Here is a 14,840-nt window from a genome sequence, read left to right on the forward strand (position 1 = left end):
TACAGTCATGCACCGAAAACCAAAACCCTACCGAAGTGAACGAATAACCGCTCATACAAGTGACCGGAATGCTTCTGCCTTCCCGTCCAAACGACATGCACGCCGCTACTGGATCTTGTTGTCCCTGTTTCTGTTCGGTGGACTGCTCTGTTCCCTTGGTCTCCTTCTCTACAACAATCCGGTACCCGTTCAGTCACCTTCCTTTTGGCCGGTCGTCGAACGCCGGATCACAGCCGTCGCGACGATGGCGATTGCCGCACTCTGCCAAAGTCTCGCCACCGTCGCCTTTCATTCGGTCACGAATAACCGGATCATCACGCCGTCCCTGCTTGGATTCGATGCGCTGTACTCAACGATTCAAACGTCGATGATCTTTTTCTTTGGTGCAGGGGCTCTGATCGGTTTTTCCGGAACGGGAGCCTTTTTGACACAAGTCGGTCTCATGCTCGTGATGAGTCTGTTGCTCTACGGATGGCTGTTATCCGGAAAATATGCCGATTTACAACTCCTGTTGCTCGTCGGGATCATCCTTGGCACCGGACTGAATTCTCTTGCAAGCTTCATGAGACGGATGCTTGACCCGTCTGAATTCGATATTCTGCAGGCCCGATTGTTCGGTTCAGTCACGAATGCCGATTCTGCCTATTTTCCAATCGTGATTCCGGTCGTCCTGATCGTCAGTGTCTTGTTGTTCCTGTCGGCGAACCGTCTGAATGTCATCGCCCTCGGAAAGGACGTCGCGACCTCGTTCGGCGTCAATCACCGCCGAAGCGTCATCTATATCCTCATCCTTATTTCCCTGCTCATGGCGATGTCGACGGCACTGATCGGACCACTGACGTTTTTCGGTTTTCTCGTTGCCACACTCAGTTATCAGGTCGCTTCCACGTATGACCATAAGTACGTCTTGCCGATGGCCTTTTCGATTGGTTTTCTCGTTCTGACGAGTGCTTATTTCTTTATGTATCATATTTTCAATGCACCGAGCGTCGTCTCCGTCATCATCGAACTGTTTGGCGGTTTGATTTTCTTAACGGTGTTATTACGAAAGAGGTCCTTATGATTAAATTAACGCAAGTCAAAAAAACGTATACGGATCATGTCCAGATCGGTCCGCTTGAGTTAGAGATTCCGAAAGCGGGTCTGACCGCACTGATCGGACCGAACGGCGCCGGTAAATCGACGACACTGATGATGATCGGTCGTCTGTTGCAACTTGATGAAGGACAGATTCAAGTCGCAGGACTCGATGTCTCAAGCACGAAGTCAAAGGATTTAGCAAAAATCATGACGATTCTTCGTCAGGAAAATCATTTCGTGACCCGGCTGACGGTTCGCCAACTGGTCGGATTTGGCCGGTTCCCCTACTCGCAAGGGCGCATGACACTGGAAGATGAGAAAATCACGTCAAAATACATCGACTTTCTTGACCTGACACCACTTGAGAACCGTTACCTCGATGAACTGTCAGGCGGACAACGTCAACGGGCTTATGTCGCGATGGTCTTGTGTCAGGAGACGGACTACGTGTTGCTTGATGAACCGCTCAACAATCTCGATATCGCCCGGTCCGTCCAGATGATGGGATATCTGCGTCATGTCGCGGATGAGCTTGGAAGAACGATCATAACCGTCTTACACGACATCAATTTTGCGGCGAAATATGCCGACCATATTTGTGCGATGAAACATGGACAGATTGCTGCATTCGGTACGGTACAGGAAATCATGGTCGCAAACACGCTCTCCGATATTTTTGAGACCGATCTCGAGATTATTGACGGACCATACGGACCGATTGCCGTTTATTGAAATCAAGCATGAGGAACACCAAAAAGGGACGGCGCATCGTAGTGATGTGCCGTCCCTTCTATGTTTTCGTACCTTTTAAATCAATTCCAGCTCTTGACCGACTTGTTTAAACGCTTCGAGCGCTTGCTCCAAGTCTTCCCGTGTATGTTCGGCTGTGACGATTGTCCGGACACGTGCTTTACCTTTGGCAACAGTCGGGAAGGCAATCCCTTGTGCAAAGACACCGTGTTGACGCAGGCGGTCTGACAGCTGATGGCATAATGCTTCGTCGCCGACGATGACCGGTGTGATCGGCGTCGTCGACGTGCCGATATTAAAGCCGAGTTCCCGTAATCCGTGTTTGAAGAATTCCGTGTTTTCCCAGAGACGGTCAAACAGTTCTGTTTCTTCTTCCATGACACGAAGCGCTTCCCGGTTCGCTTCAACGACTGCCGGCGGATGGGACGTCGAGAATAAGAACGGACGGCCTTTATGAATCAGATAGTCTTTGACGTGTTGTTCACACGCGACGTACCCGCCGAGAACACCGATCGCTTTTGAGAGTGTCCCGACTTGCAACGCGACCCGTCCGTCGAGACCGAAGTGATTAACGGTTCCGCGGCCACTTTTTCCGAGAACACCGGATGCATGGGCATCATCGACCATGACGAGGGCATCATATTTTTCAGCCAGTTCAACGATTTCTGGGAGTGGCGCGATATTACCGTCCATCGAGAAGACACCGTCCGTAACGACGAGACGTGTCCGCGCGTCTTGTGTTTCCTGCAGAGCCGCTTCCAAGTCCGCAAGATCGACGTGATTGTAAATCCGGCGTTTCGCTTTTGTCAGACGAATCCCGTCGATGATTGATGCATGGTTCAAGGCGTCAGAAATGACGACGTCTTCCGGTCCAAGCAAGGCTGACAACACACCGAGGTTTGTCGCGAATCCTGATTGGAAGACAAGTGCCGCTTCCGTATGCTTAAAGGTCGCCAGTTCCCGTTCGAATGCTTGGTGCATTTCGAGTGTTCCGGCAATCGTCCGGACCGATCCTGTTCCGGCACCGAATTCAAGAGCAGCGTCCGCTGCCCGCTTCGCGAGACGCGGGTGCGCCGCGAGTCCGAGATAGTTGTTCGACGACAGTTGAATCAATTCTTTCCCGTCGACCGTCACCCGGTTGTGCTGGGCACTTTCGAGTGCGACGAGTTCTCGGAACGTCCCCGCTTGTTTCATCTCTTCTAATTCTGTCCGTAAATGCTCAAAACCCATTAATTCGTCCCCCTTGGTTGTAGTACGACCTTTCCACATTTCCCTTGTCGCATCAATTCGAATCCTTCTTCAAACCGTTCGAGTGGTAACGTATGCGTGATCAACGGTTTAACATCGACTTTTCCGCTCGATAGGAAGGCCGATACCTGACTCCATGTCTCATACATTTTCCGGCCTGTGATCCCTTGCACGCGGACACCTTTAAAGACGACATGATTCGTCAAGTCGATTTCGACCGGTTTGACCGGCAGACTCAAGATGTTAACGTCTCCTCCTGCTGTCACCATCTCGAATGCTTGACCAATTGCGACCGGATGACCGCTCATTTCGCAGACGACATCAATGCCGTCCCCGTCCGTCATCATCCGGACCCGCTCGAGGACATCTTCATGACGCGAATCGATGACGACATCCGCGCCCATCGTCTTCGCAAGCTCTAAACGGTACGGGTTGACATCAATTGCGATGACTTCCGCAGCTCCTGCCGCTTTCGCGACGGATACGGCCATCAGACCGATCGGACCACAGCCGACGACTGCCACCGTTTTCGCACTGACATCACTTGCAAGGACCGTATGGACGGCATTACCCATCGGTTCTTGAATCGATGCGATAGCGGCCGGCATGTCCTCCGGATTGACCCAGAGATTTTCTTCCGGCATGACGACGTACTCGGCAAAACAACCTTGTGTGTCGACACCGATGATTTTTGTGTTTTTACAAATGTGATACTGCCCCCGCAGACACTGTTTGCATTGATGACAGACGATATGTGTTTCCGCCGAAACACGGTCGCCGAGTTTCAGACGCTTCGTCCCTTCACCCAGTTCCACGACTTCGCCTGAAAACTCATGTCCGAAGACGTACGGCGGATTAACGCGTGACGCCGCCCAGGCATCCCATTCGTAAATATGGACATCCGTCCCGCAAATTGAAGTCGCCTCGACACGGATCAAGACTTCACCGCGTTTTGGTGACGGAACCGCCACTTCTTTCAAGACAGCGCCAAATCCCCGTTCCTCCTTGACGAGTGCCCGCATCGTTTTTACTTTTGTCGTATCTTCTACAGCTGTCACTAGTTTTGTCATCATTCCCCGACTCCTTCGTGGTCCTTGCCTCTTTCTCTAATCGGTCCAGACCAAGTATTGAGCATCCCCAACTAACCAAACAATCATTCACTTCTAGTTTACATGAATTCAGCCGCAAGTTTACCAAATGTTTCTTCATTCATATCGAGATTTGCAAAAGTCAGCCCCTGATCGGCATACCCGTCGATTTGTGACTGATAATCCGGACGCGAATCGTCTTGATAAATCAAGCCCATGACGAGACCGTTATGTTCGTGGACGACCCGTTTTGCAAGGTCCAGATTCGTCGCATCATAGTCATCGAGATCATCCAGTTTCGTCAGATTCTGTTTAAACCAGTCGTACGTGTTGACTTTATTGAACGTCACACACGGACTGAAGACATTGATGAAGGCAAATCCTTTATGTTGCGTCGCCTGTTCAATCAGACTCGTCAATCCTTTTAAGTCATTCGAAAAACTTTGGGCAACGAATGTCGCGCCTGCCGTCAAAGCGAGTTCGACTGGTGAGACACTCTTTTCGATCGATCCTTTGGGCGTCGACTTCGTCTTAAAGCCGAGCGCCGACGTCGGTGACGTCTGTCCCTTTGTCAAACCATAGATTTGATTGTCCATGACGATGTACGTCATATCGACATTTCGTTTGAAGGCATGAATCGTATGTCCCATCCCGATGGCGAATCCGTCTCCGTCACCACCGGACGCGATGACCGTCAATTCACGGTTCGCCATCTTGACGCCTTGGGCAATCGGTAACGACCGGCCGTGAACGCCGTGGAACCCGTACGTATTGATATAACCGGAAATCCTTCCCGAACAGCCGATGCCGGAAATCAAAGCCAGCTCCTCCGGCTCCAGTCCGACATTTGCGACTGCCCGTTGGATGGCTGCTTGAATCGAAAAGTCGCCGCAGCCGGGACACCAGTTCGGTTTGACATCGTTTCTGAAATCTTTAAAGGTTGCCATGGAAAACCCCTCCTGCAACGACTTGTTCCACCACTTCCGCCGGATAGAACGGATCGCCGTTGAATTTTAAAATATGTTCAATTTTTTCTGCAAAACCGCAATTCATCTGAATCAGTTTCGCGAGTTGTCCCGTCGCATTGTACTCCACGACGACGACCTGTTTTGCCCGTTCGAGATGCGGACGGACGAGTTCACTCGGAAACGGATGCATCTGCCGGATATGGAGATGGTCGACGTGAATGCCTTGTTCTTCAAGACGCGGCATTACTTCTTCAATCGTTCCGCGCGTCGAGTTAAAACCGACAAACAGAATATCTGGTGCTGCATGCTGTTCTGTGACAAGGACCGCATCCTTCATCCGGAACTGACTTAACTTCCGGAGGCGTTTCGTCATTTGATCGACCCGGTTCTTCGTCGCTTCCGACGGACGGCCTTCTTCGTTATGTTCGACTCCCGTCACGTGATGGATGCCATGTTTTGTGCCTGGGACGACACGCGGACTGATCCCGTCTTCCGTCACTTCATACCGTTTGAAGTACGCTTTCCCTTCAAGTTCCGGCAGTTCATCCAGCATCAATTTCCCGCGACGGATTTCAACCCGATTGACATCGAGCGGTTCGACAGACTGTTTCCCGAGCGATAACATCAAATCCGTCAAAAGAATGACCGGACATTGGTATTCTTCCGCGATGTTAAACGCTTCGGCTGCATCGTAAAACGCTTCCTCGACCGTCGACGGCGCGAGGACGACTTTCGGAATTTCACCGTGTGTGCTGTAAATCATCGCCATCAAGTCGGACTGTTCCTGTTTCGTCGGCAGTCCGGTCGAAGGCCCCCCCCGCTGTGTATCAATGATGACAAGCGGCGTTTCCGTCATTCCGGACAAACCGATCGCTTCTGCCATCAGCGACAGACCGGGTCCGGCTGATGCCGTCAAAGCACGCACGCCGGCGTAGTTGGCACCGATTGCCATCGTGACTGCGGCCAGCTCATCTTCCGTCTGAACGACGGTTCCACCGAACTGCGGTAATTTTTTAATTAAGTACTCCATGATTTCCGACGATGGCGTGATTGGGTAGGCAGCCATCAGACGGGCCCCCCCGGCAACCGCACCAAGCGCAATCGCATCGTTGCCGATCATGAACATCCGTTGCTGTCCGTCTGCCGGATCGAGGACGAAACGTTCCGCTGTTCCAGCCATCGCTTCGAATGCCGCTGCCCCTTCGCGAATCGCCGATAAGTTTTTCTCGACCATTTCCGGTCCTTTGCGGCCAAAAATCTGTTCCACGACCGCCTGGAAACGTTCCGGTGCAATCCCGAGAATCGCACTCGATGCCCCGATTGCAACCATATTCTTCATCAACGACGTTCCGAGTCCTGAGGCAATTTCCGTAAAAGGAATCGGATACAGGACAGCACGTGTCTGGTCCGGGTTGGTCGGATTGAACTTCGCGTCGGCGATGATGATCGCGCCTTGACGCAACTCATGGAAATTGACGTCGATTGTCTCCTGGTCAAAGGCGACCAGAATATCGAGATCGTCGGCAACGGTCCGGACTTCGTGTGTCGCGACCCGGATTTTGTTGTTCGTATGTCCACCTTTGATGCGTGAAGAAAAATGACGGTATCCATATAAGTAATAACCAAGGCGGTTCAAGGCAATGGCAAAGATCTCACCCGTCGACTCGATCCCTTCCCCCTGCTGACCGCCTACTTTCCATGACAATTGATTGTACATCGACGTTCGCTCCTTTTATCCCCTGAAATGATTGAAGCTGTCTGCTTCACTATCCTCCCCCATGATACCGATTTCCCGATACTTGTACAATGCTCCTCTGGCGAATCAGTTGATTTTTTCCGGCTGTCCGCCATAAAAAAAGACCATCTACTCCAACGAGTAAATGGTCTAGTTTAACGTAGGACCTATGTCCAATGATGCATCATCGTGGTTCAATGATTAGTTTGATTGCCGTCCGTTCCTCGCCATCAATCATGATGTCGGTAAATGCCGGAATACAGATCAAATCCATGCCTGCCGGTGCAACAAATCCTCTTGCGATTGCCACCGCTTTGACGGATTGATTGAGTGCACCTGCTCCGATTGCCTGAATTTCGACAGAACCTTTCTCTCGAAGTACACCTGCGAGCGCTCCGGCGACCGCATTCGGATTCGATTTAGCTGATACTTTCAGGACGTCCATGCATGTACCTCCCAATCAAAAATCAAAGCTCAATCAAAGAAAATCGATTGATCCGTCAAGTGGATGCGTTCAATCTTCGTTGCTTTTTTTGATACATCATCAATATGAATCAAGACTCCATTTAATTGTTCCCGTCCTTCTGCAACTTCAAACCGGGTTGGGAGCTGTGTTTTAAATTTTCGTAAGACATCTTCTTTTCGCATCCCGAGGACACCGTCGAGCGGTCCTGTCATGCCGACATCCGTGATGTAAGCCGTTCCGCCTTCAAGAATCCGTTCGTCAGCTGTCTGGACGTGAGTATGTGTCCCGACAACCGCTTGGACACGACCCGCCAAGTGATAGCCCATCGCAATTTTTTCACTTGTTGCTTCCGCGTGGACATCAACGAAAATCGCATCGACCTCGCCTTCGACTTCAGCAATCAGCTCATCCACAGTCCGGAAAGGATCGCCGAGCGGTGGCAAGAAAACGGTTCCCTGGACGTTGATGACCGCGATTTTCTTGTTGCCGACTTTTAAGACCATCATCCCGCGGCCGGGTGTCCCTTCCGGATAATTCGCCGGACGGACAATCCGGTCCGCGTCATCAATCCAGTCAAAGATATCGCGATTGTCAAACGTATGGTTACCCATCGTGACACCGTGGAACCCAAGTTCTAGTAACTGATGATAAATCGATTTCGTGATTCCACGGCCATGCGCTGCATTTTCTCCATTGACGAGCATGACCGTCGGATTGTATTTGGATTTAATACGTGCCGTGAACTGCTGTAAGATATGACGGCCGGGTGCCCCGACGACATCTCCGATAAATAAGATTTTCATGAAACATACCTCCAAGTAATTAAAAAAAGTGGCGGTCGCCCGCCACTTTGCTTATTTTGCGTATTCGACCGCTCGTGTTTCCCGAATGACCGTGACTTTGATATGACCCGGATAATCGAGTTCTTCTTCGATTTTTTTCCGGATATCGCTTGCCATCTTATGGGCAAGGACATCGTCGACGACATCAGGACGAACGATGATCCGTACTTCACGACCAGCTTGAATCGCAAAGGACTTCTCTACCCCGTCAAACGATTCTGAGATTTCTTCCAGACGTTCAAGACGTCGGATGTAACTCTCGAGTGTTTCTTGACGTGCACCTGGACGGGCGGCAGATAAGGCATCTGCGGCTGCGACCAGAACGGAAATGACAGATGTCGCTTCCGTATCCCCGTGGTGGGAAGCAATCGCATTGATGACGGTTGGATGTTCTTTGTACTTCGTACCAAGTTCCACACCGATTTCAACGTGACTTCCTTCCACTTCGTGGTCAATCGCTTTCCCGATATCGTGCAGGAGACCGGCCCGTTTCGCAAGTGTTACATCTTCTCCGAGCTCAGCTGCCATCATACCGGCAAGATGCGCGACTTCGAGTGAATGGAACAATACGTTTTGACCGTAACTCGTCCGATACTTCAAGCGACCGAGAATTTTGACGAGATCTGGGTGAATCCCGTGAATGCCGACATCATATGTCGCTTCTTCACCGATTTCACGAATCCGTTCATCGACTTCCCGACGTGACTTGTCGACCATCTCTTCAATCCGTGCCGGGTGAATCCGACCGTCTTGAACGAGTTTTTCAAGTGCCATTTTTGCCACTTCCCGGCGAATCGGATCAAACCCGGATAAGATAACCGCTTCTGGTGTGTCATCGATGATTAAATCGATACCTGTCAACGTTTCAAGCGTCCGAATGTTTCGACCTTCACGACCGATGATACGGCCTTTCATTTCGTCATTCGGCAAGTTGACGACAGAAACCGTCGTCTCTGCGATATGTTCCGCGGCGAACCGTTGAATCGCAAGTGAAAGAATGTTGCGTGCTTTTTTGTCTGCTTCTTCTTTTGCTTTTTGTTCGATTTCTTTTTGAAGAATCGCTGCGTCATGCATAGCAGCTTGTTTCGTCTCATCCATGATGATAGCTCTAGCCTCGTCTTGCGAAAGATTCGCAACACGGACGAGCTCTTGGCGTCCCTGTTCATACAGGTCCTCTACTTTGCGTTCTAACTCTTCAGCTTGATGCTTCCGTTTCGCGATCTCTGCATCCCGCGTATTGATTTGTTCTTCCTTACGGTCGATGGAATCAACACGGCGATCGAGTGTCTCTTCTTTTTGGAGCAATCGTCCTTCTTGTTTCGTTAACTCTTGACGACGTTCACGAAGCTCTTTTTCGACTTCTGTCCGAAGTTTAAAAGCTTCATCTTTCGCTTCGAGCAATGCTTCTTTTTTCGTTGCTTCCGCTGATACTTGTGCACGTTCCACGATTTTCGTCGCTTCTGTTTCCGCGCCTTGAATCTTCGCTTCTGCAATCGATTTCCGCAAGAAGTAGCCTACGATGAATGCGATCAGTATTGCGAGGAGAAGTATGACAATCCAAGTTGTTGTACCCATGGGTTCACCTCCCCTTTACAAGGTGTTTCTTAGTTCATTTCGGTTATTCATCGAAGCTGTCTAAAAAACGTACATCTATATTGTAAGGATAGCACTCGTTCATTGTCAACGAACGGGCGGGAAAGAATTCCTATGTTTTCCTCTTTTCAACAAAAAAAGAGCAGAATCTGAATCGATTCCACTCTCTCTCGGCTTATTCTGCAAACAAATCTTCGTCTTGACCTTCTTCAAAATCAACTGGATCTTTGCGGTCAACGAGACCGTGATGCTCACGAATCAACCGTTCGACCTCATCCGCAACATCCGGATGTTCAATCATGTATTGTTTCGCATTTTCACGTCCTTGACCAAGACGCTCGGAATTGTATGAATACCAAGCTCCACTTTTTTGGACGATATCGAGATCTGTTCCAAGATCAATCAATTCACCAAATTTCGAGATTCCTTGTCCATACATGATATCGACTTCCGCTTGTTTGAACGGCGGAGCGATTTTATTTTTAACGACTTTCAGTTTCGTCCGGTTTCCGACGATATCTGTACCGTTTTTCAATGCTTCTGCACGACGGACTTCAAGACGGACTGATGAATAGAATTTCAAGGCACGTCCACCTGGAGTTGTTTCCGGGTTACCGAACATGACACCAATTTTTTCACGAATCTGGTTGATGAAGATGACGATTGTTTTTGATTTGTTTGTCGCACCAGACAATTTACGTAACGCCTGACTCATCAAACGGGCTTGCAGACCCATATGCGAGTCACCCATTTCGCCTTCAATCTCGGCTTTCGGGACAAGTGCCGCTACTGAGTCGACAACGAGGATATCGACAGCTCCTGAACGGACTAAAGCTTCAGCGATTTCAAGTGCCTGCTCTCCTGTATCCGGTTGTGATAACAGTAACTCATCGATGTTGACACCCAGTTTGCTAGCATAAGCCGGATCAAGTGCGTGCTCAGCATCAATGAATGCCGCCTGTCCGCCTTGTTTTTGAACTTCAGCAATCGCATGAAGCGAAACTGTCGTTTTACCAGAAGATTCCGGACCATAGACTTCGATTACCCGTCCACGTGGATATCCACCTGCACCGAGCGCTATATCTAATGTGATTGATCCAGAAGAGATTACGGATACTCTCTGATCTGGGCTTTCACCTAGTTTCATGATTGAACCTTTACCAAATTGTTTCTCAATCTGGCGTAATGCCATCTCAAGTGCTGCTTTACGATCACTCACGTAGCAGGCCTCCTTTTATTTATCTTACTGAGATTATTGTACTTCTTTTGAGACCGAATAACAAGCATTTTACGAACATTTATTCGTATAGTTGAAAGAAATCATCTTTTGCCCATTTCGTCTGTCGGGCTGATATTTTGGAGGAGCATGAAGTAAGCATCCTTGACGGAACGTAATCTAATCATACCACGGTCGAAGGCCGGATACGTCAATTCAAGCACTTGTGTACCGCTTGTTTGTGCCAGCGCACAATAGACTGTTCCGACGGTTCGTCCACTGTTACTTGTCGGTCCGGCTTCACCGGTCAGGGCGATGGCAAGATCCGTCTGATAGAGTTTGCGTGCCCCTTCCGCCATCGCAACGGCAACGTCCCGGCTGACTGCCGTCTGTTCATCAAGCAATGTCTGCGGCACCCCGAGGACGTTCACTTTCGCGTTATCCGCATACACGACGGCGCTGCCCCGGAAGACGTCACTTGCTCCTTGAATGTCGGTCAAGCCGCTCGCAAAAGCACCACCAGTTAACGACTCCGCTGCTGACAAGGTCAAGCCGGCTTCCCGGCACCGATTCAGAACGACTTCAGGTAAACTCGTTTCTCCGTAGCCGTAAAAATGGCTTCCGACTTCGGCAAGCACTTGCTGCTCAAGCGCATCGAGCATGTCGAGGGCGACTTGTTCATCAAGCGCCTTCGCAGTCAGACGGAGGCGGACTTCCGCCAATTCGGCGTACGGGGCGACGGAAGGATTGCGGGCTGTCCGGATGAGCTCTGCCAATCGGTCGTTTAATGCCGACTCTCCGATGCCGAAGAAACGTAATGTTCTGGATTTAATCGTTTCCTTGCCTAACAAGTGGTCGAAATGGTCTGCAATGATCCGCTTCATTTCCCGTGGAACACCCGGCAACAGAATATACTGATGATCTGCTGTATGAACGGACATCCCTGGTGCAAGCCCCGCTTGATTCGTTAGCACATCGGCTTGATCGATGACAAGGGCCTGTTTTTTTTCGTTCTCCGTCATCGTGCGTCCCCGCGTTTTTAAAAATGCCTCAATCCGGTCGTAGGCCGGTTGATCCACATGAAGCGTCCGTCCGAGCAGTTCCGCCACGACCTCTTTCGTCAAGTCATCTTCCGTCGGTCCAAGCCCCCCGGTAATGACAATCAATTCCGCCCGTTCCTGGGCCCGTGTGACGACTTCGACCATCCGGTCCCGGTTATCTCCGACGACCGTATGGTAATGCACGTCAATGCCGCATGTCGCAAGCCACTCCGATAAATACTGGGCATTCGTATTCGCAATTTCCCCTAACAACAATTCACTTCCGACAGCAATGATTTCTGCTTTCATTTTACATCCCCGCTTTCTTGACTATACGAAAAGACTGTTCGGGTTGACGAACAGTCTTGTTTGATCCAACTTACATGGATTTCGTAATTAATTTGATATTTTTCGAGAAATACTCGACTCCTGAATAAATTGTTAAAATCAACGCCAACCACATCGTGATTTCCGCAAAAGGAATGTTGAGTAAGGCAAATCCGATATCATGCAGTAAAAAGGCAATGATTGATGTCAACTGGACCCAGGTCTTCGCTTTTCCGGAATTTCCGGCTGCCAGGACGATTCCTTCATCTGAAGCGACGAGACGGAGTCCTGTTACAGCGAATTCACGGCATAAGATGATGACGACGACCCAAGCGGCGACGAATTCAAGTTCGACTAAATAGACGAGTGCCGCAGCGACAAGCATCTTGTCGGCAAGTGGATCCATGAATTTACCGAAGTTCGTGACCAGTTTATTTTTCCGGGCAATATACCCGTCGAGCCAATCGGTGATGGCGGCGACGGAAAAGATCATCGCGGCGACGAAGTGGGAAACCGGTAGTTCCGCTCCTAAGACATCCCACTGTCCCCAGTCTGGATTGATGGCTAAGACGGCAACGAACACGGGAATTAGTAACACGCGTAAGACCGTTAATTGATTGGGCAAGTTCATTCTCGTATCCCTCCTTTTCGGGTTATGTATGCCAGCAAAACGGCTGACATGAAGAAGACACGCCTTATGGCGTGGCTACTTTCTTCAAGTAAATATTTTGAACGAGGAGGGAGCGGTTAAGCTTAAGCTCCTGATTATTGACGAGAATCCGGTCGATTCCTTTGATGGAACCGATTCGAATCCGAATCACGTCCGTTTTGGCATTTTTGACGACGATTGGATTTGGATCTGACGCATTGATATGGTCAGGCGCGAGTGCTTGTCCTTCTAAAGAAGTATCCCGTACACCAACAAATGGTGACGGTGACGCATCTTTTTTAATCTGAATGGATACACTCATTGTACCATCTGCCGGTACTTCATAGGTGATGTCTTGACCGGCTGTCGTTTTGACTGCCAACGGTTTCTTCGTTTCTTTTTTAACAGGTTCTTCTTTTTTCGCCGGTTCTTCTTTCGGCTTTTCCGCTACCGGTGCATCGGCTTCCTCACTTGGTGCGTCACCTTCGTCAATCGTGACCTCACTTTGTTTCGGCGTCGCCGTTTTCGTTCCGTCACCGTCCTGGAACGCCTGGAATCCGTAATACAAGGCAACACCGATTGCAAAAATCAAAGCAATGATGATGATATTCGGAATCCAACGTTTGGCGACACTTTTCTTCGGTGCCGTTGACTTGGAATAAGTGGCCCGGCGAGACAGCTCAACGACAGGTTGTGCTTCCGGTTCCGGCAGGTCACGTTTGTAGGTTGCAAACACTTCGTCGACATCAAGACCAAGTGCTTCTGCATACGTCTTGATAAAGGCACGTGCATAAAAGGCACCCGGCAATTGTTTATAGTCGCCTTCTTCAATCGCAACAATGTAACGTTTTTGAATTTTTGTCGTACTTTGAATTTGTTCAAGAGAGATTCCTAACGTCTCCCGTTGTTCCTTTAAGTAGGTTCCGAGCTCAGTCATCGGTAACACACCTTCCATTTTCAATACTTATTCGAAATTGAACCAATCGTTCCCGCCATGGGCACGAGGTGGTTCGGTGACAATGATTTCTTCTGTCGAGTTGCGTAATTCAATGATGTAATCAAAATCATCCCACGTGTATTCGCTCGATTTAACAAAAGCATCTGGGTGTTCGACGATTTTTGTAGCCGGTAGCCGCATGACTTCACGTAAAATCTGCCAATGCCGCTCGTCGAAATGACGCTGTGAGACAAGCGCATCGATGATATAAACATAGTCGCCTGTCCGTTCATCGTCGAACAATGAAGTCCGGACGGTCTGTTTGATTAACGTCGATGAAAGAAATAACCATTTTTTATTGGCACTGACACTCGCCGCCACGATTGATTCGGTTTTCCCGACACGCGGCATACCACGAACACCAATCAACAGGTGTCCGTCCTGTTTGCAGAGTTCCGCCATGAAATCGACGAGAATCCCCAAATCTTCCCGGACAAAACGGAACGTCTTGATTTCGCCGCTACTGTGGTCGATGTAACGACCATGGCGAATCGCAATCCGGTCCCGGAGTTTCGGTTTACGAAGCTTAATCACATCGATGGTCGTCATCGTCTTTAAGATGGCTGCAAGTCGCGGGATTTGATCCGGTTGCTTGGTTTGAAGCAACATGCCCCGACGCTGGTGATCGACACCGTTAATCGTGACAATCGAAATATGTAGCATCCCCATGAGTGACGCGATGTCCCCTAATATCCCAGGACGATTGACGTTCAGTTCGTACTCCAGATACCACTGTTCGAATTCACTCACGCGCCCAGCCTCCTCTTCAAATCGATTATCCATCCCTCATGTTAAATGATTTTTTGAAAAATGAAAAGCATTCCCCTAAGCAAATTTCACC

General features: G+C 49.7%; 14 protein-coding genes. 2 read left to right on the forward strand and 12 right to left on the reverse strand.

Annotated elements, in window-relative coordinates; genetic code table 11:
• Positions 1-7 precede the first annotated feature (7 nt).
• Together P402_RS0111300 and P402_RS0111305 are read left to right on the forward strand one after the other, a co-directional pair.
• Complete coding sequence (locus P402_RS0111300) at positions 8-1,063, forward strand: iron chelate uptake ABC transporter family permease subunit (protein ID WP_235188907.1); 1,056 nt, start codon at positions 8-10, stop codon at positions 1,061-1,063.
• Positions 1,060-1,812, forward strand: a complete 753-nt coding sequence (locus P402_RS0111305; RefSeq protein WP_026828793.1) for an iron ABC transporter ATP-binding protein — start codon at positions 1,060-1,062, stop codon at positions 1,810-1,812. The genes P402_RS0111300 and P402_RS0111305 overlap by 4 nt, the downstream gene beginning before the upstream one ends.
• A 75-nt stretch (positions 1,813-1,887) precedes the next feature.
• On the opposite strand, the gene P402_RS0111310 is transcribed toward P402_RS0111305, so the two are convergent.
• The 12 genes from P402_RS0111310 to P402_RS0111365 all read right to left on the reverse strand — a co-directional run bounded on the left by P402_RS0111310 (position 1,888) and on the right by P402_RS0111365 (position 14,749).
• Positions 1,888-3,060 carry a glycine C-acetyltransferase gene (locus tag P402_RS0111310; protein ID WP_012369936.1) on the reverse strand — a complete coding sequence of 391 codons (1,173 nt, stop codon included), beginning with the start codon at positions 3,058-3,060 and terminating at the stop codon, positions 1,888-1,890.
• Positions 3,060-4,151, reverse strand: coding sequence for an L-threonine 3-dehydrogenase (tdh, locus tag P402_RS0111315; RefSeq protein WP_026828794.1), 1,092 nt, complete (start codon positions 4,149-4,151; stop codon positions 3,060-3,062). The genes P402_RS0111310 and tdh overlap by 1 nt, the downstream gene beginning before the upstream one ends.
• Before the next feature lie 95 nt (positions 4,152-4,246).
• A complete protein-coding gene (locus P402_RS0111320) occupies positions 4,247-5,113 on the reverse strand; it encodes a 2-oxoacid:ferredoxin oxidoreductase subunit beta (protein WP_026828795.1) in 867 nt (288 codons plus the stop codon).
• Complete coding sequence (locus P402_RS0111325; RefSeq protein ID WP_026828796.1) at positions 5,100-6,851, reverse strand: 2-oxoacid:acceptor oxidoreductase subunit alpha; 1,752 nt, start codon at positions 6,849-6,851, stop codon at positions 5,100-5,102. Before P402_RS0111325 ends, P402_RS0111320 begins: the two co-directional genes overlap by 14 nt.
• 202 nt (positions 6,852-7,053) lie before the next feature.
• Positions 7,054-7,314, reverse strand: a complete 261-nt coding sequence (locus P402_RS0111330; protein ID WP_012369932.1) for a stage V sporulation protein S — start codon at positions 7,312-7,314, stop codon at positions 7,054-7,056.
• A gap of 29 nt (positions 7,315-7,343) precedes the next feature.
• Positions 7,344-8,138 (reverse strand): TIGR00282 family metallophosphoesterase, encoded by a 795-nt coding sequence (locus P402_RS0111335; protein WP_012369931.1) that lies wholly within the window; start codon positions 8,136-8,138, stop codon positions 7,344-7,346.
• A gap of 51 nt (positions 8,139-8,189) precedes the next feature.
• Positions 8,190-9,752 carry a ribonuclease Y gene (gene rny / locus P402_RS0111340; RefSeq protein WP_026828797.1) on the reverse strand — a complete coding sequence of 521 codons (1,563 nt, stop codon included), beginning with the start codon at positions 9,750-9,752 and terminating at the stop codon, positions 8,190-8,192.
• Between the two features lie 193 nt (positions 9,753-9,945).
• Entirely contained in the window at positions 9,946-10,989 is a 1,044-nt protein-coding gene (gene recA / locus P402_RS0111345) for a recombinase RecA (protein WP_026828798.1), read from the reverse strand.
• Between the two features lie 101 nt (positions 10,990-11,090).
• A complete protein-coding gene (locus tag P402_RS0111350) occupies positions 11,091-12,335 on the reverse strand; it encodes a competence/damage-inducible protein A (protein WP_026828799.1) in 1,245 nt (414 codons plus the stop codon).
• A gap of 70 nt (positions 12,336-12,405) precedes the next feature.
• Positions 12,406-12,984, reverse strand: a complete 579-nt coding sequence (gene pgsA / locus P402_RS0111355) for a CDP-diacylglycerol--glycerol-3-phosphate 3-phosphatidyltransferase (protein WP_026828800.1) — start codon at positions 12,982-12,984, stop codon at positions 12,406-12,408.
• Positions 12,985-13,048: 64 nt separating this feature from the next.
• Positions 13,049-13,939, reverse strand: coding sequence for a helix-turn-helix domain-containing protein (locus tag P402_RS0111360; protein WP_026828801.1), 891 nt, complete (start codon positions 13,937-13,939; stop codon positions 13,049-13,051).
• Positions 13,940-13,966: 27 nt separating this feature from the next.
• Complete coding sequence (locus P402_RS0111365) at positions 13,967-14,749, reverse strand: DUF3388 domain-containing protein (protein ID WP_012369925.1); 783 nt, start codon at positions 14,747-14,749, stop codon at positions 13,967-13,969.
• Positions 14,750-14,840: the final 91 nt, after the last annotated feature.

The organism is Exiguobacterium sibiricum 7-3 (assembly GCF_000620865.1).
Taxonomy (GTDB): domain Bacteria; phylum Bacillota; class Bacilli; order Exiguobacteriales; family Exiguobacteriaceae; genus Exiguobacterium_A; species Exiguobacterium_A sibiricum_A.